19 protein-coding genes are annotated in these 19,763 nt (G+C 65.2%); 12 read left to right on the top strand and 7 right to left on the bottom strand.

Annotation, left to right across the window (positions count from 1 at the left end; genetic code table 11):
* Positions 1–33: 33 nt before the first annotated feature.
* Complete coding sequence (locus ACZ1J6_RS14475; protein ID WP_243654104.1) at positions 34–672, bottom strand: hypothetical protein; 639 nt, start codon at positions 670–672, stop codon at positions 34–36.
* Positions 673–745: 73 nt separating this feature from the next.
* Positions 746–1,609, bottom strand: a complete 864-nt coding sequence (gene ypfJ, locus ACZ1J6_RS14470; protein ID WP_431566696.1) for a KPN_02809 family neutral zinc metallopeptidase — start codon at positions 1,607–1,609, stop codon at positions 746–748.
* Positions 1,610–1,819: 210 nt separating this feature from the next.
* Here ypfJ and ACZ1J6_RS14465 point away from each other — a divergent pair, with 210 nt between their 5' ends.
* The 4 genes from ACZ1J6_RS14465 to ACZ1J6_RS14450 all read left to right on the top strand — a co-directional run bounded on the left by ACZ1J6_RS14465 (position 1,820) and on the right by ACZ1J6_RS14450 (position 6,698).
* Positions 1,820–3,379, top strand: coding sequence for a M28 family peptidase (locus ACZ1J6_RS14465; protein WP_465128172.1), 1,560 nt, complete (start codon positions 1,820–1,822; stop codon positions 3,377–3,379).
* A 110-nt stretch (positions 3,380–3,489) separates the two neighbouring features.
* Positions 3,490–4,947, top strand: coding sequence for an IMP dehydrogenase (gene guaB, locus ACZ1J6_RS14460; RefSeq protein WP_132263761.1), 1,458 nt, complete (start codon positions 3,490–3,492; stop codon positions 4,945–4,947).
* A gap of 22 nt (positions 4,948–4,969) precedes the next feature.
* Positions 4,970–6,142 carry an RsmB/NOP family class I SAM-dependent RNA methyltransferase gene (locus ACZ1J6_RS14455; RefSeq protein WP_465128171.1) on the top strand — a complete coding sequence of 391 codons (1,173 nt, stop codon included), beginning with the start codon at positions 4,970–4,972 and terminating at the stop codon, positions 6,140–6,142.
* 13 nt (positions 6,143–6,155) lie between these two features.
* Positions 6,156–6,698: a tetratricopeptide repeat protein gene (locus ACZ1J6_RS14450; RefSeq protein ID WP_132263758.1), complete on the top strand. Its 543-nt coding sequence runs from the start codon at positions 6,156–6,158 to the stop codon at positions 6,696–6,698.
* A 57-nt stretch (positions 6,699–6,755) separates the two neighbouring features.
* On the opposite strand, the gene ACZ1J6_RS14445 is transcribed toward ACZ1J6_RS14450, so the two are convergent.
* Positions 6,756–7,238, bottom strand: coding sequence for an RNA pyrophosphohydrolase (locus ACZ1J6_RS14445; RefSeq protein WP_465128170.1), 483 nt, complete (start codon positions 7,236–7,238; stop codon positions 6,756–6,758).
* A 293-nt stretch (positions 7,239–7,531) separates the two neighbouring features.
* Here ACZ1J6_RS14445 and ACZ1J6_RS14440 point away from each other — a divergent pair, with 293 nt between their 5' ends.
* Positions 7,532–9,514: a 2-oxoacid:acceptor oxidoreductase subunit alpha gene (locus tag ACZ1J6_RS14440; RefSeq protein ID WP_465128169.1), complete on the top strand. Its 1,983-nt coding sequence runs from the start codon at positions 7,532–7,534 to the stop codon at positions 9,512–9,514.
* Positions 9,515–9,537: 23 nt separating this feature from the next.
* A complete protein-coding gene (locus ACZ1J6_RS14435) occupies positions 9,538–10,551 on the top strand; it encodes a 2-oxoacid:ferredoxin oxidoreductase subunit beta (RefSeq protein WP_132263755.1) in 1,014 nt (337 codons plus the stop codon).
* Positions 10,552–10,561: 10 nt separating this feature from the next.
* Here the strand turns inward: ACZ1J6_RS14435 and ACZ1J6_RS14430 are convergent, their stop codons facing one another.
* Positions 10,562–11,278, bottom strand: coding sequence for a phosphatase PAP2 family protein (locus tag ACZ1J6_RS14430; protein ID WP_132263753.1), 717 nt, complete (start codon positions 11,276–11,278; stop codon positions 10,562–10,564).
* Positions 11,279–11,319: 41 nt separating this feature from the next.
* Between ACZ1J6_RS14430 and ACZ1J6_RS14425 the strand changes: the two genes are divergently transcribed.
* Together ACZ1J6_RS14425 and ACZ1J6_RS14420 are read left to right on the top strand one after the other, a co-directional pair.
* Positions 11,320–12,696: a cryptochrome/photolyase family protein gene (locus ACZ1J6_RS14425; RefSeq protein WP_465128248.1), complete on the top strand. Its 1,377-nt coding sequence runs from the start codon at positions 11,320–11,322 to the stop codon at positions 12,694–12,696.
* Between the two features lie 53 nt (positions 12,697–12,749).
* Entirely contained in the window at positions 12,750–14,054 is a 1,305-nt protein-coding gene (locus tag ACZ1J6_RS14420; RefSeq protein ID WP_465128168.1) for a class I SAM-dependent methyltransferase, read from the top strand.
* Between the two features lie 8 nt (positions 14,055–14,062).
* Here the strand turns inward: ACZ1J6_RS14420 and ACZ1J6_RS14415 are convergent, their stop codons facing one another.
* The 3 genes from ACZ1J6_RS14415 to purF form a co-directional block, all read right to left on the bottom strand.
* Complete coding sequence (locus ACZ1J6_RS14415) at positions 14,063–14,401, bottom strand: PilZ domain-containing protein (protein WP_132263750.1); 339 nt, start codon at positions 14,399–14,401, stop codon at positions 14,063–14,065.
* Positions 14,402–14,493: 92 nt separating this feature from the next.
* On the bottom strand, positions 14,494–15,225 hold the full coding sequence (locus tag ACZ1J6_RS14410) for an SDR family NAD(P)-dependent oxidoreductase (protein WP_134095351.1): 732 nt from the start codon (positions 15,223–15,225) through the stop codon (positions 14,494–14,496).
* A complete protein-coding gene (purF, locus tag ACZ1J6_RS14405; RefSeq protein ID WP_132263746.1) occupies positions 15,222–16,670 on the bottom strand; it encodes an amidophosphoribosyltransferase in 1,449 nt (482 codons plus the stop codon). Before purF ends, ACZ1J6_RS14410 begins: the two co-directional genes overlap by 4 nt.
* A 308-nt stretch (positions 16,671–16,978) precedes the next feature.
* Here purF and ACZ1J6_RS14400 point away from each other — a divergent pair, with 308 nt between their 5' ends.
* From ACZ1J6_RS14400 to ACZ1J6_RS14385, 4 genes are all read left to right on the top strand, one after another.
* Positions 16,979–18,220: a lipoprotein-releasing ABC transporter permease subunit gene (locus ACZ1J6_RS14400; protein WP_465128167.1), complete on the top strand. Its 1,242-nt coding sequence runs from the start codon at positions 16,979–16,981 to the stop codon at positions 18,218–18,220.
* Positions 18,213–18,911 (top strand): ABC transporter ATP-binding protein, encoded by a 699-nt coding sequence (locus tag ACZ1J6_RS14395; protein ID WP_132263742.1) that lies wholly within the window; start codon positions 18,213–18,215, stop codon positions 18,909–18,911. Before ACZ1J6_RS14400 ends, ACZ1J6_RS14395 begins: the two co-directional genes overlap by 8 nt.
* An 84-nt stretch (positions 18,912–18,995) precedes the next feature.
* Positions 18,996–19,280 carry a hypothetical protein gene (locus ACZ1J6_RS14390; RefSeq protein WP_132263740.1) on the top strand — a complete coding sequence of 95 codons (285 nt, stop codon included), beginning with the start codon at positions 18,996–18,998 and terminating at the stop codon, positions 19,278–19,280.
* Positions 19,264–19,761, top strand: coding sequence for a glutathione peroxidase (locus ACZ1J6_RS14385; protein ID WP_134095354.1), 498 nt, complete (start codon positions 19,264–19,266; stop codon positions 19,759–19,761). The genes ACZ1J6_RS14390 and ACZ1J6_RS14385 overlap by 17 nt, the downstream gene beginning before the upstream one ends.
* The last annotated feature ends 2 nt before the right edge of the window (positions 19,762–19,763 follow it).

Genomic DNA, 19,763 nt, shown 5'->3' with positions numbered 1-19,763 from the left:
GGGCCATCCGCCGCCGCCGCGCCGTTTCCGGGTTCACGGAACCTTCTGGACCACAGGCTGCGCCGTGTAGGCGACACCATCCTTTGCGGCCGTCTTGTCGTCAGCCGCGGCATCCTTCTTGTCGCCGTTCCTGGCGTCTTCCTGATGCTGCTTGAGTTCCTTGGCCTGGATGACCGCGGCCGTGGCAGGTGAGGCTGGATATTTGCAGCCGCGCTCGGCGCCTACGCCCTTGAGGAAACCGCGACGGGCGACGCCGGCCTGGACGGCCGCGAGCACAGCACGCTCCTGCGCGTTGGCGCCGGAGATTTCGCGGATCAGACCGCGGAAGGGGATGAAGGAGCTGACGACCCATTTCGCCATGCGGCCGGTGCTGACACGGTCGCGTGCGTCCTGCGGCAGGTCGATGTCGTCGCCAAGGATGCCGTCCAGCTCGGTCACCGCCGCGCCGATCTGCTTGCAGCTGCGCATGGCGCTGAGATCGTAGGGCTTCTTGATGGCGGTGATGAGGACTGGGGGAATGTCGGTCTTTTCCAGATTCAGGTCGGTCACCGGCGTCTTGGCGATATCCACCGCGCTGGGTTCGTTGCTGGTGATCGGCTTGTCCTGACGCGCCTCGGCGGCGCCGGCCGCCAGCGTTCCGGCCATGGCGGCCATGATCAGAATGGGGCGCATAGTTTCCTCCTGTTACCCGGGGCGGCGCGGTCGCACCCACGGGGAAGGAGGGAAACGCCAGCCTCGGTTCGTCTTACTTCTGGTTGAACGTGTCGCAGGCGTCCTCGTTCCCTGTCTCCAGACCGCGGCGTAGCCACTGCATTCGCTGGGCGCTGGAGCCGTGAGTGAAGCTCTCGGGGCTTACGCGCTGCCCGGCGTTCTTCATCAGCGTATCGTCGCCAATGGCGCTGGCAGCGGTGAGGCCTTCCTCCATGTCGCCGGGCTCAATGCGGTCCTTGTTTCGGCCTGCCCAGACGCCCGCATAGCAATCGGCCTGAAGCTCCATGCCCACCTGCAAGGCGTTGGCCTGCTGCGGGTTCTGGCGCTGGGCGCGGCGGACCTGGGCATCGAGGCCGAGGAGATGCTGGATATGGTGGCCGTACTCATGGGCGACCACGTAGTACCGAGCGAAATCGCCCTTGGCGCCCAGCTTGCGGTCGAGTTCGTCATAGAAGCTGGTGTCTATGTAGATGCCCTGGTCTGCGGGGCAGTAGAACGGGCCCATCGCGCTTTGCGCGGCGCCGCAGCCCGATTGGTCGGAGCCGTTGTAGAAGTGCAGGTTTGGCTGGTCGAAGGCGATGTTGGCCTTCTGGAATAAGGGCTGCCAGGTGCTGTTCAGCGAGGACAGGGCGTTGCAGGATTCCAGGGAATAGGCGTTTTCACGGCAGATGGAGGACGTATCCTTCGGCTGGCCGGGCTCGATCTGGCTGGGCGCCTGCTGCTGCTGGACGCTGTCCAGAGTGCCGAGCATCTGTCCGGGATCGACCCCGAAGACCAGTGCGCCGATCAGCACGATGACCAGCGAGCCGCAGCCCATCTTGCCGCCGCGTCCTCCTGGAAAGCTGCGACCACCCTGGCTGACCCGGATATTGTCAGGGTCGAACTCGTCGAGCCGCATCGTATGTGATCCTTTCCGAACAGGCCTGCCGCCTTGCACGCAGATCCGGAGCAGGGCGCTCCAGACTAGCCATAGGCCTAAGGCCTGTTCAATCGAATTTCGGGCAAGTTGTTCCGGCGTTGCCTTGCGGCCACAAAAGTGTCTTCCTGTTCGGACACTTGCGAGAAAATGTAACAGCCGGCCGAATTCCATCGTATAGGCAGCGACGCGATGAACAGGGGATACGACAGGGGATATCGGGCGGCACTGGCCCGTGCGGCCGGCGCGGTGGCGCTCGGCGCACTGCTGTTGAGCAGCAATCCTCTGCTTTCCGCGATCTCCCGCGCCGACCAGGAACTGGCCTCGCGCCTACGCGCCCATATCGAGGTTCTGGCCAGCGACGATTTCGACGGCCGCGAGCCCGGCACGGACGGCGAGGCCAAAACCTTGCGCTATCTCGGCAAGCAGTGGTTCGACATTGGCCTGGTTTCGGGCACCAACGACCCGGGTCACGAATGGTTCGCCCCGGTCACCCTTGTCGCGCGGGAGCCTTCCTCTTCGATGGCGCGCTTCCTGCGCAAGGGCGCGCGCAGCACCGTTTCGCCCGAGGGCGTGCTGGTGCTGACTTCGGGCAAGCGGAGCCTCGTGCGCAATGTGCCTATGCTGTTCCTGGGCAAGGGGCGGGGCCGGGACTATACGCGCAACGAACTGGCGGGCCGCGTCGCCGTCGTGCTCGATGGCGACACGCCCGACGGAGAGCGGCAGAACGACCTGCTGGCGCTCGGCGCTTCGGCGGTGCTGACCGTGCTCGACGGGGACCGCAGCCTCGAGCAGGTCGCGGCGCGGCGCAAGCGGACGGGTTATGCCCTGTCCGACGATGCGCTGGGCGGTGATCTGGAAGCCTTCATCACGCGCGAGGCCATGGCGGCGTTGCTCAAGGGTACCTCCCGTTCGCTCGCCAGTCTCGAAGCGGCTGCCGCGAAGGAGGACTTCGTGCCGCTGACGCTGGACCTTACCGCCTCGCTGGAGGCGACAACCCGCGAAACCACGATCCACACCCACAACCTGATCGGCAAGCTGCCCGGCAGAAGACCGGATTCGGGCGCCGTGCTGTTCCTGGCGCATTGGGATCACTTCGGCGAATGCGGCGAGGCACCGGCCGAGGACGTGATCTGCAACGGCGCGATCGACAATGCCAGCGGCGTGGCCGCGCTTACCGAAGTGGCACGCCGCCTGTCGCGCGGGCCGCAGCTCGATCGCGACGTCTATTTCCTGGCCACCACGGCCGAGGAACTCGGTCTGCTTGGCGCCCATGCCTTTGCGGAAAATCCGCCGCTGCCGCCCGAGCGCATCGTTGCCGCCTTCAATATAGACTCGATCGCCATTGCCCCGCGCGGCACGCCCTTCGCCATCGTCGGGCGGGGCATGACGGCACTGGACGGGGAGATCGCGAAGGTCGCCAAGGCAGAGCGCTTCAAGCTGCGCGCGGGTGACGACGCCAATGAATACCTCAAGCGGCAAGACGGCTGGGCCCTGATCCAGCACGACATTCCAGCGGTCATGGTGACGACGGCCTATGGCGACATCGCCCGCATGCGCGCCTTTTTCGATGGCGACTACCATCGGCCCAGCGACGACCTGGCGCATATGGATCATCCACTCGAACTGGGCGGGGCGGTGGATGACGTGAAGATGCTGACGGCGCTCGGCCGGTGGTTCGGCGATTTGCGCCGCGTGCCGGTCAATCCGGTCGGGCCTCCCGTCGCGGGCGGGGAGAAGAAGCGCAAGTGAGCCGTTTCGTCCCGGCCCGAAGCCCCGCTTGAAAAGGCTCTAGCCCTGACGCCCCCCTTTGATTACATGGGCCGCCACGATTCTCCCCGGTAAAGGTTATGGTGGCGCTCATGGATATCCAGCTCGGACTTACTTTCGACGACGTACTGCTTCGTCCCGCGAAGTCCGACATCGTCCCGACGCAGGCCGATACCCGCAGCCGCCTCACGCGCGACATCGCGCTCAACATCCCCGTCATCTCGTCGGCGATGGACACCGTGACCGAGGCCGACATGGCCATCGTCATGGCGCAGCTGGGCGGCATCGGGGTGCTGCACCGCAATCTCACGATCGAAGAACAGTGCGCGGCGGTCCGTGCCGTGAAGCGCTTCGAGAGCGGCATGGTCGTCAACCCGATCACGATTTCGCCCGATGCCACGCTTGGGGAAGCGCAGGCCATCATGCTCGCAAACCGGATCAGCGGCATCCCGGTGGTGGAGAATTCGGGCAAGCTGGTCGGTATCCTGACCAACCGCGACGTGCGCTTCGCCGCCAACCCGGCGCAGCCGGTGCGTGAGCTGATGACGCATGAGAATCTCGCCACGGTGAAGCTGGGCGTCGATCAGGACGAGGCGCGCCGCCTGCTGCACGCCCGCCGGATCGAGAAGCTGTTGGTGGTCGATAACGACTTCCGCTGCGTCGGCCTCATCACCGTGAAGGACATCGAAAAGGCCGTCACCTACCCGGACGCCACCAAGGACGCCGCCGGCCGCCTGCGCGTCGCCGCCGCCACCACGGTGGGCGACAAGGGCTTCGCCCGCACCGAGGCGCTGCTGGCCGCCGAGTGCGACGTCGTGGTGATCGACACCGCCCACGGCCATAACAAGGACGTGGCGCTCGCGGTCGAGCGCGTGAAGAAGCTGTCGAACTCGGCCCAGGTCATCGCCGGCAACATCGCCACCGCCGAAGCGGCGCGCGCGTTGATCGACGCGGGTGCGGACTGCGTGAAGGTCGGCATCGGACCGGGCTCGATCTGCACCACGCGCATCGTCGCCGGTGTCGGCGTGCCGCAGCTTACCGCGATCATGGATGCCGCCGAAGAGGCCGACAAGTCGGGCGTCCCCGTGATTGCAGACGGCGGCCTGCGCACTTCGGGCGACGCTGCCAAGGCGCTGGCCGCCGGTGCATCGACCATCATGGTCGGCTCGATGCTGGCCGGCACCGAGGAAGCGCCGGGCGAGACCTTCCTCTACCAGGGCCGTGCCTACAAGTCGTACCGCGGCATGGGTTCGGTGGGCGCGATGGGCCGTGGTTCGGCCGACCGCTATTTCCAGGGCGACATCAAGGACCAGATGAAGCTGGTTCCCGAAGGTATCGAAGGCCAGGTTGCCTACAAGGGTCCCGCCAAGGACGTCATTCACCAGCTCGTCGGCGGCGTGAAGGCGGCCATGGGCTACACCGGCTCGGCCACGATCGAGGATCTGCGCAAGGGCGCGCAGTTCGTGCGCATCACCAATGCCGGCCTGCGCGAGAGCCACGTCCACGACGTGACGATCACGCGTGAGGCGCCGAACTACCCGTCGCGCTGATCGCGCAGGGCGGCACAAGGGCATGACACCGGGCGCGCGCGTTCAGGCGGCGATCGAGATCCTCGATCTCGTGATCGACGCCGCGCGTGCCGGCGGAGCGCCGGCCGACCGACTGATCGCAGACTGGTTTCGCGCGCGCCGCTTTGCCGGCAGCAAGGATCGCCGTGCCGTGCGCGAACTGGCCTACCGGGCGATACGCGTATGCGGTGAGATTCCGGAGTCCGGGCGCGCGGCCATGCTTCGCGTCGCGGCCGAAGATCCGGGACTGGCCGCGCTGTTCGATGGCGAGGGACATGCGCCCGCCGCTATCGCTGCAGACGAGCCGGTGGCCGAAGCCGGGCTCGCCCCGCGCTGGCTGGTCGAGCGCTTTGCCGGCAGCGGCGTCTCCGAACACGACGCGGCAGCCTTGCTGGGTCGCGCGTCGCTGGACATCCGCGTGAATACGCTCCGCCAGGGTGACCTGGATCTTCCCGAGGGCGGGGAGCGCTCCGAAGCGGCCCACGGCTGGCGCTATCCTCCCGAAACCCGCATCGAGCAGACCGAAGCCTATCTCCAGGGCGCCATCGAAGTTCAGGACACCGGCTCTCAGCTGACCTGCGAAGTCGTGGCCGCAAGGCCCGGCGAAACGGTGATCGATCTTTGCGCCGGGGCAGGGGGCAAGACCCTGGCTCTGGCAGCGGCCATGGAAAATCGCGGTGTTCTGATCGCCTGCGATGCCGACCGGACCCGCCTCTCGCGCCTGCCCCCGCGAGCCGAGCGCGCGGGGGCGACCGGGATCGAAACCGTTCTCCTCGATCCCAACAAGGAAATGCAGGCTCTCCAGCGCTTCGCGGAATCGGCGGATGCGGTCATGGTCGACGCGCCCTGCTCGGGCACCGGCACCTGGCGCCGCAATCCCGAGGCGCGCTGGCGACTCACCGAAGCGCAATTGGCCCGCTACACGGCCGTGCAGGCCCGTCTGCTCGACGTGGCCGCGCAGCTGGTGCGGCCGGGAGGAAGGCTGGTCTTCGTCACTTGTTCGCTGCTGGACGAGGAAGGCGCAAACCAGGCCGATGGCTTCCTGAAGCGCAATCCCGGATGGCAGGCGGCAGCGCCCGTCCTGCCAGTTGGCACCCGGCGCGGCGCCGGGCTGAGGCTGTCGCCGTGGCACGACGGGACCGATGGCTTTTTCGTCGCGCGCTTCGAACGGCTGTGATAGCGTCGGCGTCATGATGAGGACGAAGCCCTCGGCCAAGGACATTTTGATGCGTTACACGCCTGCCGCGATTGCTCTATCCCTTGTTGTTGCCATCTCTTCCAGCGCCATCCTGTCCGAGCCCGCCGCGGCGCTCGATCCCCGCGCTGCGACCCTGATGGCCGAAGGGCGCGCTGCTGTCGACGCGGGCAACGTCAATGGCGCCATCGATGCCTATGAAGCCGCTCTCACCGTGGAACCCGGCAGCGTTCCCGTCCTGCTGGCCCTGGCCGATGCCACGCGCAAGCAGGGGCTTCAGGGCAAGGCGCTGCATTACTACCGCGTCGCGCTGACCAGCGATCCGCGCAATGTCGCGGCTCTGGCGGGCGAAGGCATGGCGTTGGCGGAAAAGGGCGCGACCGACAAAGCGAGCCGCAACCTGGCGCGGCTCCAGACGCTTTGCGGCAAGGATTGCGCGGAGACCGAAAAGCTCGCCGCTGCCATCGCCAAAGTTCCCGCGACTCGGGTCATGACTGCCGAAGCGACAGCGCCCAAGCCGGTCGTTTCCGAAAACTGATTTCTCGGCAGGAGCAGGTTCGATCGGGCCGGTCAGCCCGATCGATCGACGCGCGAATCAGATCAGCGCGCGGAATTCTTCCAGAACGGCGCGATAGACGCGCTTCTTGAACGGCACGATCAGGTCGGGCAGCAGTTCCGGCTCGATCCATTTCCAGTCGGCGAATTCTGCCGGCGTATGGGCTTCAAGATCGATGTCGGCGTCCCTGCCGTCGAATCGGGCGAGGAACCAGGTCTGGCGCTGGCCGCGGTATTTGCCCTTCCACAGCTTGCCGATGAGTTCGTCCGGCAAGTCGTAGAACAGCTCTTCGCGGGTCTGGGACAGCATGGTGACGTGCTGTTCGGTCGCGCCGGTTTCCTCCCAAAGCTCGCGCAGGGCGGCGGCCTTGAGGTCTTCGCCATCGTCGACGCCGCCTTGGGGCATCTGCCACCAGTCGCCTTCCTTGGTGTCGATCCGCTTGCCGACGAAGACCTTGCCGTCGGAATTGACGAGCATGACGCCGACGCAGGGGCGGTAGGGCAGGGACGCGAAGTCTTTCATCGGTGAACGGTATTCCATGATCGTTGGGAGAAGCGAGGTTCGGAAATCGGCGGCGGGATTACCGGAGCGCATGGCCGTAGAATGGCCCAAGCGCTCGCGCAATGCCAGCGCGATCTATGGTTCCCAGTCCGCTAACCGATGATCGGCTCCCGATCCGGGATCTGATCCGCCGCCGCGCGCGGTCTGCCGCGCCGGGCATTTTTCCGGTTTGCACCGATAGTAAGCCAGCATAGTCTGGTGAACGGGAAACAAATGCTGCCGGCGTCAGACCGGCCTTCCCGGGAGAGACGATGATGGCGACGATCTCATCGGTTGGCGATTCGGCGCGGCAACGCGCGCCGCTGGAAGGGGGCGATCCTGAGGCCGAGGCTTCGCCGGTGGAAGCCGTGGTCGTGCGGTTCGCCGGCGACTCGGGCGATGGCATGCAGTTGACGGGAGGCCAGTTTACCCTCTCCACCGCCCTGGCCGGAAACGACCTGGCGACTTTCCCGGACTTCCCGGCCGAAATCCGCGCCCCGCAAGGCACGTTGTTCGGAGTTTCTGCCTTTCAGATCAATTTCGGCTCCAGTGAGATCACCACGGCGGGCGATGCGCCGGATGTGCTCGTCGCCATGAACCCCGCCGCGCTCAACACCAATATCCATGCGCTCAAGCCCGGCGGCATGGTCGTCGTAGACACTGGGGAATTCGGCAAGCGCAACCTGGAGAAGGCGAAATACGCGGCCAATCCACTGGAGGACGGCAGCCTCGCGCGATGGGACGTGCTGGCCTTTGACATTTCCGCGCTGACGCTGGAGGCGGTGAAGCCCTTCGGCCTGGGCAACAAGGAAGCGCTGCGCTGCAAGAACATGTGGACGCTCGGCCTGGCGCTCTGGATGTTCGACCGCGACCGGCAGCCGCTGATCGACTGGCTGAACGCCAAGTTCGCGAAGAACCCGGTCCTGGCGCAGGCCAACGTAGCCGCGCTCAATGCCGGGCATGCTTACGGAGAGACGGCTGAACTGGCCGGTCCGCTGAAGCGCCAGCACATCGACCCGGTGCCGAGCGCGCCGGGACTCTACCGCACGATCACCGGCGCGGAGGCGATCTCCCTCGGCCTTGTCGCGGGATGCCAGCTTGCCGGGTTGCCGATGTTCTTCGGCGGCTATCCGATCACACCGGCCTCCGCGATCCTGCACCATCTGGTCAAGATGAAGGAATTCGGGGTCACCACCTTCCAGGCCGAAGACGAGATCGCTGCGATCTGCTCCGCCATCGGCGCGAGTTACGCAGGGCAATTGGGGGTTACGTCCTCGTCCGGGCCCGGAATCGCATTGAAAGGAGAGGCCATGGGGCTGGCGGTGATGACCGAACTGCCGCTGGTCATCGTCAACTCGCAGCGCGGCGGGCCCTCGACGGGCTTGCCGACCAAGACCGAGCAGTCCGATCTCTACCAGGCGGTCTACGGGCGCAACGGCGATGCGCCGCTGCCGGTGATCGCGGCCTGCTCCCCGGCCGACGCCTTCGAATGTGCGATCGAGGCCTGCCGCATTGCCACCAGCTACATGACGCCGGTCATCCTGCTGACGGACGGCTATATCGGCAATGCCTCCGAGCCCTGGAAAGTCCCCGATCCGGCCGGCTTTGCCTCTTTCCCCGTGGCGTTTCTGGAAGAGCCCAACGGCGAGTCGCGGGCGCTGCCCTACAAGCGCGACGAGCGCGGCGTGCGGCCGTGGATCAGGCCGGGCACGCCCGGTCTCATGCACCGCATCGGCGGCATCGAGAAGGCCGTCGATACCGGTAATATCGATTACGCTCCCGATGTCCATCAGGCCCAGACCGATGCGCGAAAGGCCCGGATCGACGGCATTGCGGCCGACATTCCCCCTCAGGAAATCTGCCTGGGCGAAGCGCAGGGCACGCTGCTCGTCATCGGCTGGGGCTCCACATTCGGCCCGATCCATCAGGCCGTGCGCCGCGCGCGGAAGAAAGGGTACGCCGTCAGCCATGCCCAGGTTCGCCATATCTGGCCGCTGCCCGGCAATCTCGGCGAACTGCTGGCGTGCTTCGACCATGTGCTCGTGCCGGAAATGAACACGGGTCAGTTCAAGACCTTGCTGCGGGACCGCTTTCTGGTCGACGCCGTGCCGCTGAACAAGACCAGCGGCCAGCCTTTTGCCATCGCCGAACTGGAGTCGGCCATTGCCCGGTTCTTCGACGGCATCGCCGGCAACGAGGGCGGCGAAGTGGAGGTCAACGAGACCCAGCTTCCCGCTCCCGAGATCGAGCAGCCCTGAGACTTTCGAACGGAGATGCCCTCATGAACGACATGACCCCGATCGAGACCACGCTTAAGGACTGGGAGACTGACCAGGAAGTGCGCTGGTGCCCCGGCTGCGGCGACTATGCCATCCTGAAGGCCGTGCAACGGACCTTGCCGATGCTGGGAGCAGACCCGAAGAACACGGTCTTCGTCTCGGGCATCGGCTGTTCCAGTCGCTTTCCCTACTACGTCGAGAGCTATGGCTTCCATTCGATCCACGGCCGCGCACCCGCCGTGGCAACCGGCATCAAGCTGGCCAATCCGCAGCTCGACGTCTGGCTGGTCACCGGCGACGGCGACGGCATGTCGATAGGGGGCAACCACACCATGCATGTGCTGCGGCGTAATCTCGATTGCCAGATCATGCTGTTCAACAACGAGATCTACGGCCTGACGAAAGGGCAATATTCTCCGACCAGTCGTCCCGGCACACCTTCGCCGACCTCGCCAGCGGGATCGGTGGATCGGCCCGCCAGCCCCTGCGCCTTCGCGCTGGGTTCGGGTGCGCGTTTCGTGGCGCGCAGCTACGATGTCTCCAAGGATCTCTCCGAGGTGCTCATGGCCGCCTATCGCCACAAGGGTGCGGCCTTCATGGAGATTTTCCAGAACTGCATCGTCTACAACAAGGACCGTTTCGACGACTTCACCGACAAGGCGGTCGCTGCGGATATGCAGGTCCAGTGCCGGGATGGAGAGCCCTTGCTCTATGCAAAGGAGACCCGCGGCCTGGCGCTCGATCCCGAGACGCTGTCGCTGCAAGCTGTCGACGTGGTTGACGGCGATTGGCAGGGAGCCGGGGTCTTGCGGCATAATGTGCGCAACCGCACTCTGGCCCACATGCTGGTGGAAATGCCCTTCGGTCCGTTCCCGATGGCGCTGGGCGTGATTCTCGACGATCCCGCGCCCACGTTCGAAAGCGCGGTCGTGGCCGAAAGGCAGGGGCTGATCGCGGGCAAGACGGCGGATCTCGGCAAATTGCTGGCCCGCGGGCAGACCTGGACCGTGCCTTGAAACCAGGGACTCAGCTCTTGGCGTCAGCGAGGTCGTCGGCGGCATGGATCACGGTGACGGCCGGTCTATAGAGCAGCGCGCTGGCCAGGAAGGCCCAGCCTGCGCCGCCCAGCCATCCGGCCATGACGTCGCTTGGCCAGTGGACGCCCAGCCATACCCGGCTCCAGGCGATCGCAAGGCTCAGGATCATGGCGCAGGCGATGAGCGTGTGGCGCAGCGAGGCTCGCGGACTCAGTGCGGCAAAAGCCAGGGCAAACGCGATATACGAAGAAGCGGCATTGAAGCTGTGCCCACTGGGAAAGCTAGCCCCGCCGGCCGAGGTCAGGTGCGGCACGATCTCGGGCCGAGGCCGGCCGAACAGCGCCTTGAACCCCAGATTGACCAGGCTGGCGCTGATGACGGTCAATGCCAATAGAACGCCTTCGCGCCGGCAGCGGAGCCAGAACAGCGCCACGACCGCCATGATCGTGTAGAGCTTCAGTTGCAGGAATCCGCCCATTGCGGTGAGATCTCGCACCCATTCCAGCAGCCAGGTCGGGCCGAGCGGCCGTAAATCCTGCGCGCGCCAGAACATCACGCCGATCCTGTCGAAATGCGTCGTACGTCCGGCCGGCACCGCCCATGCGAAGAAGGCGAAAGCCGTCCAGCAGGTCGCGGCGGCGATGAGGGATTTGCGCGGATCGATGCGATGCCGCAGCAGGTTCGGTCTTTCGGAGGAGGCTGCCATTGGCTTAGGGAACGCCCATGGCAGACAAGCGTTCCGGCAGCATGAATTCCCCCATCATCGTGTGGCTGCGGCGCGACTTGCGCCTGTCCGACCAGCCTGCCATCGCCGAAGCGGCCAGCCAAGGCCCCGTCGTCCCGGTCTATGTCCTGGATGACGAGACGCCCAGGCATCGCAGCATGGGCGGTGCATCGCGTTGGTGGCTGCATCATTCGCTGAAAAGCCTGGACGCTGCGCTGCGGGAAAAGGGCTCGCGTCTGATCCTGCGCAAGGGGCGCTGCGAGAACGTGCTGAAGGAAGTGGCCGAGGAAGTGGGGGCCGTGTCGGTCCACGCACTGCACCACTACGAACCCTGGTGGCGCAATGCCGAAAAGGCCGTGGGGCAAGTGCTCGATCTGCACCTTCATCATGGCAACTACCTGGCGCCGGCCGGGTCGGTGATCAACGGTTCGGGACGGCCCTACAAGATCTACACACCGTTCTGGCGGGCGCTGCACGAACGCCTGCCGCCGGTCGAACCGCATCCCCGGCCCGCCAGGATCGAGGCACCGGCGCACTGGCCGAAGTCCGATCGGCTCGCGGACTGGAAGCTGCTTCCGGCAAAGCCCGATTGGGCGGGCGGCATGCGCGAGATGTGGGAACCGGGCGAGGATGGGGCGAAGAAGCGGCTCCATGCTTTCGTAGAGGAAGCCTCCGCCTATGAAGCGCAGCGGAACCTGCCATCGGTCGACGGCACTTCCTTCCTTTCGCCGCATCTTCACTTCGGCGAAATCTCCCCGGCGCAAGTCTGGCATGCCGTGGCCGATGCCGGGGGTTCGGTGGAGACCTTCCTCGGCGAACTGGGCTGGCGCGATTATGCGCAGAACGTGATCCTGCAGTTCCCCGAATATGGCAGCCGTTCCGCGAAGGAGGATTTTTCGCACTTGCACTGGCGGACCGGGAAGCAGGCCGAATCGGATCTTGCTGCCTGGCAGCGGGGCAGGACCGGCTATCCGATCGTCGATGCCGGCATGCGCCAGCTCTGGCACACCGGCTGGATGCACAATCGGGTGCGGATGATCGTCGCCAGTTTCCTGATCAAGCATCTCCTGCTCGATTGGCGGGAAGGCGAGAAATGGTTCTGGGATACCCTGGTCGATGCGGACTACGGTTCCAACGCGGTGAACTGGCAGTGGGCCGCCGGTTCGGGCGTGGATGCGCAGATGTTCGTGCGGATCATGGCCCCGCTCAGCCAATCGGAGAAGTTCGACGCGGGCGCCTATATTCGCGAGTGGGTGCCCGAGCTTGCGGACCTGGACGACGCGGATATCCATGATCCCGCGTCGGACAAACGCCCTCGCGGCTATCCTGCCAAACTCGTCGAGCACCGGGCGGGACGCGAGCGGGCCCTGGCCGCCTGGACGAAGGCGAAAGACCGATGAGAGCGGGTTTCTAAGCAATTGCCCGCGGCCAATTTCCGGATAATATCCCGGATATGAACGCACAGGCGCCAGGCAGGGGTGAGGAACTGGTCGACGGCGGCCGCTCCATTGGCGTCGGCCCGCAGTGGCTGGCAAAACTCTGGTCTGGCGGTGTGTCGAGGGTTCTCGACAAGATCGATCAGGGTCTCCAGCGCGGATCGATAGAGGCGACCCTTCCCGGCGGCGAGACTCGCCTTCTCGGCGGAAGGGCGCCGGGATTCGAAGCCGTGGTTCAGATCAATAGCTGGCGCGCGCTGCTGCGCCTCGCCACGGCAGGCTCGGTCGGCTGGTATCAGGCCTGGGACGAAGGGGAATGGGAAAGCCCCGATCCGGTGCCGATCTTCGCGCTGTTCATGGACAATGCCGCGGGCCTGGGAAATGTCGGCCGCGCGCGCGGACCCTGGCGGATCGCGGCCAAGGCCTTGCATTGGCTGAACCGCAATACGCGTTCCGGCTCGTTGCGGAACATCCACGTCCACTACGACCTCGGCAACGACTTCTACGAACAATGGCTGGGCGAGACGATGCTCTATTCCAGCGGGATCTATCCGCGCGCCGGGGGCGGCCCCAATGCGCTCAGCCAGTTCGTCACCGAGCTTGACCTCGCGCAGTCGAACAAGATCGGCGCCATCGCCCACCGGCTTGCCATTCCCGAGGACGGCCGCGTGCTGGAAATCGGCTGCGGCTGGGGCACGCTCTCCGCCTTCCTCGCTGAAACCGAGGGTGCGCATGTCGATGCCATCAGCCTTTCGGACGCGCAGCTCGCCTATGCGCGGGATCGCTGGACCGGACGAGTGGAAGGCGCGGGCGGGCGCGTGGATTTCCTGAAGCAGGACTACCGCGATGTCGCAGGCGCCTATGACGCCATTGCCTCGGTCGAGATGGTGGAGGCGGTGGGGCGGCAGTTCTGGCCCGATTTCCTCGACTGCGTGGCGCGGAACCTCAAGCCCGGCGGCCGCGCTGCGATCCAGTACATCGCGATTCGCGACGACATCTTCGAATCCTATGCCCGCAGCGCGGACTTCATCCAGACTTTCATCTTCCCCGGCGGCATGTTGATTCACGAACCGGAATTCCGCCGCCTGGCCGAGGAGCGCGGACTATCGTGGGAGGACCGGCAGGGATTCGGGCTGGATTATGCCCGGACGCTCCACGAATGGCGCCGGAACTTCGAGGCCGCCGTTGCGGAAGGGCGGCTCCCCACCGGCTTCGACGAGCGGTTCGTACGCCTATGGCGCTTCTACCTGATGTATTGCGAGGGCGGCTTCATGGGCGGCGGCATCGACGTCGCCCAAGTTACCCTGGTCAAGCCGGGCTGAAGAAGCGCTCAGCTTCCCTGGCCGCGCCACCGCGCAAGCACGTTTTCCAGAATAATCGGGTTCAGCAGCTGCTCGAACGCGCAGCCGACCAGCCCGTCTTCCCACCAGATGACTCGCGCGGGCAGGGCTTCCATTCCGGGCAGCGTCAGCCAGCAGTACGTGCCGGGGTGAATGCGGCTGATCGCCGTGGCCGAGAAGCCGGAAAGCGAGAGATCGCGCACGGCCGTCTGGAAACCCTTGGTGCCCGATGCCCGGAAACCGGCCGGAATCGAGATTCGCAGGCGAATCGCGCTGCGGTCTTCCTGGGCAGCGAGTTCGTAGATGTCTTGCGGGGATTTTGTTGTCATTGTCCCGAGACCCGTACATTGGAGCGGCGTGCATGATACGCCGTCAATGGGAAGAAATCAGGAAAGAGTTACCACCGCATTAAATCATGTGGTTAAAAATCGGCGGGAATGGTCTCGCGGTGGCCGCTTTCGAAGGGTTCCGCCAGCAGCGAGACAAGCCTTTCAGCCACGGCTTCGGGCGGTTTCACCGATGCCGGCGCTTCGCCCGGATAGGCACGGGCACGCATCGCCGTGCGGGTGGCACCGGGGTTGACGATGGCCACCCGCAGCTTCGCGATATTGCGGCTTTCCTGCGCATAGCAATCCAGCAGAACCTCGAACGCGGCCTTGGTAGCGGCATAGGCGCCCCAGAACGCGCGGGGCGCGGTGGCAACGGTGGAGGTCATGCCGATCAGGCGCGCATCATCGCTCTTGCGCAGCAGCGGATCGAAATTGGCGATCAGTGCCTGCGTGGCGAGGACATTCGTGGTGAGTGCCTTGTTGAAAGCGCGCTGGTCGATATCGGCCACGCTCGTCAGTTCCGGCAGGACCGCGGCATTGGCGACGAGAATGTCGAGCTTACCCCAGCGCTGCGACACGGCGGTCGCCAGGCGGGCGATGCCGTCCGATTCAACGAGGTCGACCGGCGCGATCGTCGCCGCGCCGCCGGCCTGGTAGATCCGGTCCTCGATCGCTTCCAGTGCCTTGGTGTCGCGCCCCGTCAACAGGACGTGTGCGCCCGCCGAAGCGAGTGCGAGCGCGGTGGCCGCACCGATCCCCCGGCTGGAGCCGGTGACGAGCGCGACCTGACCTTCGAACGGCTTGCCGCCAATACTTTCGCTCACGCTGCGTTGAGCTCCCCGGAGAAACGCTCGGCGAAGTCCGTCAGCTTGGTGGGATATTCGCCCGAGAAGCAGGCATCGCAGAACTGCGGGCGCTTCTTGTTGCGCTTTTCCTCGCCGACCGCACGGTAGAGACCGTCGATCGAGACGAAGGCGAGGCTGTCGGCCTTGATGAAGTCCGCCATGGCCTGGATGTCCATGTTGGCGGCCAGCAGCTTCGAACGTTCCGGCGTGTCGACGCCGTAGAAGCACGAATGCTCGGTCGGCGGGCTGGCGATGCGCATGTGCACTTCGGCAGCGCCCGCGTCGCGCATCATCTCGACGATCTTCATCGAGGTGGTGCCGCGCACGATCGAATCGTCGATCAGGATGATGCGCTTGCCTTCGACGATGGCGCGGTTGGCATTGTGCTTGCGCTTCACGTCCGCGTGGCGGGCCGCGTCACCCGGCTGGATGAAGGTGCGGCCGACATAGTGCGAGCGGATGATGCCGAGCTCGAAGGGAATGCCCGATTGCTGGGCATAACCGATGGCGGCAGGCACGCCGCTGTCGGGAACCGGGATCACCACATCGGCGGCGGCCGGCGCTTCCTTGGCCAGTTCCATGCCGATCTGCTTGCGCACCTGGTAGACCGAGCGGCCGTCCATCACCGAATCGGGTCGGCTGAAGTAGACGTGCTCGAAAATGCAGGGGCGCGGGGCCGGATTGCCGAAGGGGCGGTGGCTGGAGATCGTGCCCTTGTGATCGACCTGGACCAGTTCGCCCGGCTCGATCGAGCGGATGAATTCGGCGCCGATCACGTCGAAGGCCACGGTTTCCGAGGCGAACACGGTGGCGTCACCGATGCGGCCCATGACCAGCGGGCGGATGCCCAACGGATCGCGGCAGGCGATCATGCCCTCTGCCGTCATGCAGATGAGCGAATAGGCGCCTTCCACCATGCGCAGCGCGTCTACGAACCGGTCGAGCAGCGTGGGATAGCGGCTGGTGGCGACGAGGTGGATGATCACCTCGGTGTCGGAGGTCGACTGGAAGATCGAGCCTTTCGACACGAGATCGCGCTTCAGCGTCATCGCGTTGGAAATGTTGCCGTTATGGGCGATCGCGAAACCGCCCGCGGCGAGATCGGCGAAGAGCGGCTGCACGTTGCGCAGCCCGGATCCGCCGGTCGTGGCATAGCGGACATGGCCGGAAGCCATGGTGCCGGGCAGGGTATCCAGCTCGCGCTGGGAGAACACCTGCGCCACGTGGCCGAGGCCGCGGTGGGAGTGGAACTCCTCGCCGCTGAAGCTGGTAATGCCCACGGCCTCCTGGCCGCGGTGCTGCAAGGAGTGAAGCCCGGCCGCGGCGATGTTCGCCGCGTCCTTGGAGCCGATTACGCCGAAAACGCCGCACTCTTCGCGCAGCTTGTCCCCGTCGGCGTCTCGAAAGGGATGTGTCATGTTCATGGATGTCGTCCGGGCTGCTGGCGCGCCAAAATCGCCCGCGCATTTGGAGCGTGTTGCCCGTAAATGCAAGGGGGTCGAACGCCTCCGGTTCGGCAAGGGCGTCTGCGCCAGCTTCGTGACGGCATAATGACAGCCCCGATCCGCGGGAACCGGGGCCTCTCAGAAGCATTGTGATCGACCGTTGGGGCTCTCTGGACTTTTGCCTGTGCGTTCAGCACCGCGTCACCTCGGGCAGGCGATCAGCTTGCCAGTCTTCCTACTTCTGCTTAATGCCGGGCCATCTGCCCGATCACAGACGGACCCGTCGCTTGATCCTATCCCCTTTCGAATGGACCATCGCCAAGCGCTACATGCTGCCCGGAAAGGGCGAGCGCTTCATTGCCCTGGTTGCCGGCATCAGCCTGGTGGCCGTGATGCTGGGCGTCGCCGCGCTGGTCATCGTCATGAGCGTCATGAACGGCTTCCGCGCGGAACTGTTCGACAAGATCGTGGGGCTGAACGGCCATGCGATCATCCAGGCCTATGGCGGCCGGCTGGACGACTGGCACAGCGTGCTGAAGGATGTCCGCGCGACTCCGGGCGTGGTCAAGGCCTCGCCGCTGATCGAACAGCCGCTGGTGACCACCTTCAACGGCCGCGTCGAAGGCGTACTGGTGCGGGGTAACACCAATGAGGATATCGCGCGCCTGCGCGAGAAGGTGCAGGCGGGCAATCTCGGAGAACTGGTTCCCGGCAGCGACAACGTAGCTATCGGGTCGCAGCTCGCGCAGAATCTCGGCGCGCAAGTCGGCGATACGATCACCGTGATGAACCCGCTCGGTCGCTCGACGCCGTTCGGCACCGTCCCGCGCCAGATCGCCTATCGTGTCGCTGCCATCTTCGAGATCGGCATCTACGATTACGACAAGGCCTATGTCGTGATGCCGATGAAGGACGCACAGACGCTGATGCTCACGGGCGACACCATCGGCATGATCGAGGTGACGACTACCCACCCGGACCGCGTGGGCGAGATCATCGCGCCGCTGGAACGGCAGTTGAAGGGCCGCGCCATCGTAACCGACTGGAAGACCATCAACGCCTCGCTGTTCGAGGCGCTGGCGGTGGAGCGCGTGGCGATGTTCGTCGTGCTCTCGATCATCGTGCTGGTGGCCGTGTTCAACATCCTGTCCTCGCTGATCATGCTGGTACGTGCCAAGACGCGCGACATCGCGATCCTGCGGACGATGGGAGCGACCCGGCGTTCGCTGCTCAAGGTTTTCGTGACGACCGGCTTCTGCATCGGCGTGCTGGGAACACTGGCGGGCGTGCTGCTGGGCATCGTGTTCCTCTACTTCCGCCAACCCATCGTTCATTTCGTGGAGATCGTGACCGGCCAGAACCTCTGGGATCCCTCGATCCGGTTCCTGACCGAGTTGCCCTCGCGCCCGGACCCCGTGGAAATCGCGGTGATCTGCGTGATGGCCCTGATCTTCAGTTTTCTCGCCACGCTCTATCCCGCCTTCAAGGCGGCGAGCACCGATCCCGTGCAGGTGCTGCGCTATGAATGACACTGCCCATGCCTCCGCCAATGGAGCGGTCGTCCGCCTCGACAAGCTGACGCGCAGCTTCGAGCAGGGCGGCGTGACCATCGATGTCCTGCGCGGCGTGGACCTCGACGTTCGCCCCGGAGAGATCGTTGCCCTGCTCGGGCCTTCGGGTTCGGGCAAGTCGACCATGCTCCAGGCCATCGGCCTTCTCGAAGGCGGTTTCGGCGGGCGAATCGAGATTGCCGGCATCGATGCGTCGAAGCTCGGCAAGGACCGCCGCGCGGCGGTTCGGCGCGACCATATCGGCTTTGTCTACCAGTTCCACCACCTCCTGCCGGACTTCAACGCGATCGAGAATGTGGTCCTGCCGCAGCTCATCACCGGCAAGCCGCGCGAGGAGTGCGAGGAGCGCGCGCGCGAATTGCTGAGCGCGCTGGGGTTGGGGCAGCGCCTCGAACACCGGCCGAGCAAGCTCTCGGGCGGCGAGCAGCAGCGCGTCGCCGTGGCCCGTGCCCTGGCCAACAAGCCGCGCCTGGTGCTGGCCGACGAACCGACCGGCAATCTCGACGAGACCACCGCCGACACTGTGTTCGCGCAGTTCCTCGAACTGGTGCGCGGACAGGGCAGCGCGGCGCTTGTGGCTACCCACAACGAGCGGCTGGCTGCAGCTATGGACCGGGTGGTAAGACTCCACGAAGGGGTGCTGGCCTGACCCGGCCGGGATAAAGCTCAGGGAACATTGCGCGATTCCTGCGCGTTTCATGGGCCGAGGCAAGACGCGCGAAAGGAGCAACATATGAGCGACTTTCCCACCACCATCCAAGGCATTCCGGCTGGCGACAGCCCCGGATGGAACGACGGTGCGGAACTGCACAAGGCCACTGATGGCAGTGGTCTGTTCAACGTATTCAAGGCGATACGCCGAGATACGGTGGCCAATCTGATTCGCTATGTGATGCACCTCCCAGAGGCGGATCAGGTGAATTATTCCGTTCAGAAGGACGGTGACAGGCTGCTGGAAATCGGGGACATACGCCGTCTTTATCGAAGGACGGACTTCCCCCATGGCGTCACCAGCTGATCTCCGAACGATTGCGGATTTCGAAGTGGCCTTGCCCGGCGGTGAGACGGTAAGTCTCGCCGACAGGCTCGGCCAAGTGCTGCTTGTGGTCAACACGGCCAGCAAGTGCGGTTTCACGCCGCAATATGCCGGACTGGAAGCGCTCTGGCAGAAATATCGGGACCGCGGCTTCGAGGTCATCGCCTTCCCGTGCAATCAGTTCGGCGGGCAGGAACCAGGCTCGGCCGAGGACATCGCCTCGTTCTGCGAAGTGAACTTCGGCCTCTCGTTCCCGCTCATGGGCAAAGTGGACGTCAATGGAGACGATGCCGCGCCCATCTGGACATGGTTGAAGCGCGAAGCGCCGGGTCTGCTCGGCAGCAAGTCCGTGAAATGGAACTTCACCAAGTTCCTGATCGGCCGCGATGGCAAGGTCGTGCGTCGCTACGCTCCCACCGATAAGCCGGAAAGCCTGGAAAAGGACATCGAGGCGCTGCTCTGAGC

The sequence above is a fragment of the Novosphingobium sp. BL-S-21 genome, from assembly GCF_055521655.1.
The sequence above is the reverse complement of the archived record's forward strand: the minus strand, read 5'-3'. Positions and strand labels throughout refer to the sequence as shown.

Excerpts from the sequence above, each read along its gene's own strand:
- ACZ1J6_RS14475 (WP_243654104.1), bottom strand. The coding sequence starts at position 672 with ATGCGCCCCATTCTGATCATGGCCGCCATGGCCGGAACGCTGGCGGCC.
- ACZ1J6_RS14420 (WP_465128168.1), top strand. The coding sequence starts at position 12,750 with ATGAACGCACAGGCGCCAGGCAGGGGTGAGGAACTGGTCGACGGCGGC.
- guaB (WP_132263761.1), top strand. The coding sequence starts at position 3,490 with ATGGATATCCAGCTCGGACTTACTTTCGACGACGTACTGCTTCGTCCC.
- purF (WP_132263746.1), bottom strand. The coding sequence starts at position 16,670 with ATGAACATGACACATCCCTTTCGAGACGCCGACGGGGACAAGCTGCGC.
- ACZ1J6_RS14450 (WP_132263758.1), top strand. The coding sequence starts at position 6,156 with ATGATGAGGACGAAGCCCTCGGCCAAGGACATTTTGATGCGTTACACG.
- ACZ1J6_RS14445 (WP_465128170.1), bottom strand. The coding sequence starts at position 7,238 with ATGAAAGACTTCGCGTCCCTGCCCTACCGCCCCTGCGTCGGCGTCATG.
- ACZ1J6_RS14465 (WP_465128172.1), top strand. The coding sequence starts at position 1,820 with ATGAACAGGGGATACGACAGGGGATATCGGGCGGCACTGGCCCGTGCG.
- ACZ1J6_RS14455 (WP_465128171.1), top strand. The coding sequence starts at position 4,970 with ATGACACCGGGCGCGCGCGTTCAGGCGGCGATCGAGATCCTCGATCTC.
- ACZ1J6_RS14415 (WP_132263750.1), bottom strand. The coding sequence starts at position 14,401 with ATGACAACAAAATCCCCGCAAGACATCTACGAACTCGCTGCCCAGGAA.
- ACZ1J6_RS14395 (WP_132263742.1), top strand. The coding sequence starts at position 18,213 with ATGAATGACACTGCCCATGCCTCCGCCAATGGAGCGGTCGTCCGCCTC.
- ACZ1J6_RS14390 (WP_132263740.1), top strand. The coding sequence starts at position 18,996 with ATGAGCGACTTTCCCACCACCATCCAAGGCATTCCGGCTGGCGACAGC.
- ACZ1J6_RS14430 (WP_132263753.1), bottom strand. The coding sequence starts at position 11,278 with ATGGCAGCCTCCTCCGAAAGACCGAACCTGCTGCGGCATCGCATCGAT.
- ACZ1J6_RS14440 (WP_465128169.1), top strand. The coding sequence starts at position 7,532 with ATGGCGACGATCTCATCGGTTGGCGATTCGGCGCGGCAACGCGCGCCG.
- ACZ1J6_RS14435 (WP_132263755.1), top strand. The coding sequence starts at position 9,538 with ATGAACGACATGACCCCGATCGAGACCACGCTTAAGGACTGGGAGACT.
- ypfJ (WP_431566696.1), bottom strand. The coding sequence starts at position 1,609 with ATGCGGCTCGACGAGTTCGACCCTGACAATATCCGGGTCAGCCAGGGT.
- ACZ1J6_RS14425 (WP_465128248.1), top strand. The coding sequence starts at position 11,320 with ATGAATTCCCCCATCATCGTGTGGCTGCGGCGCGACTTGCGCCTGTCC.
- ACZ1J6_RS14385 (WP_134095354.1), top strand. The coding sequence starts at position 19,264 with ATGGCGTCACCAGCTGATCTCCGAACGATTGCGGATTTCGAAGTGGCC.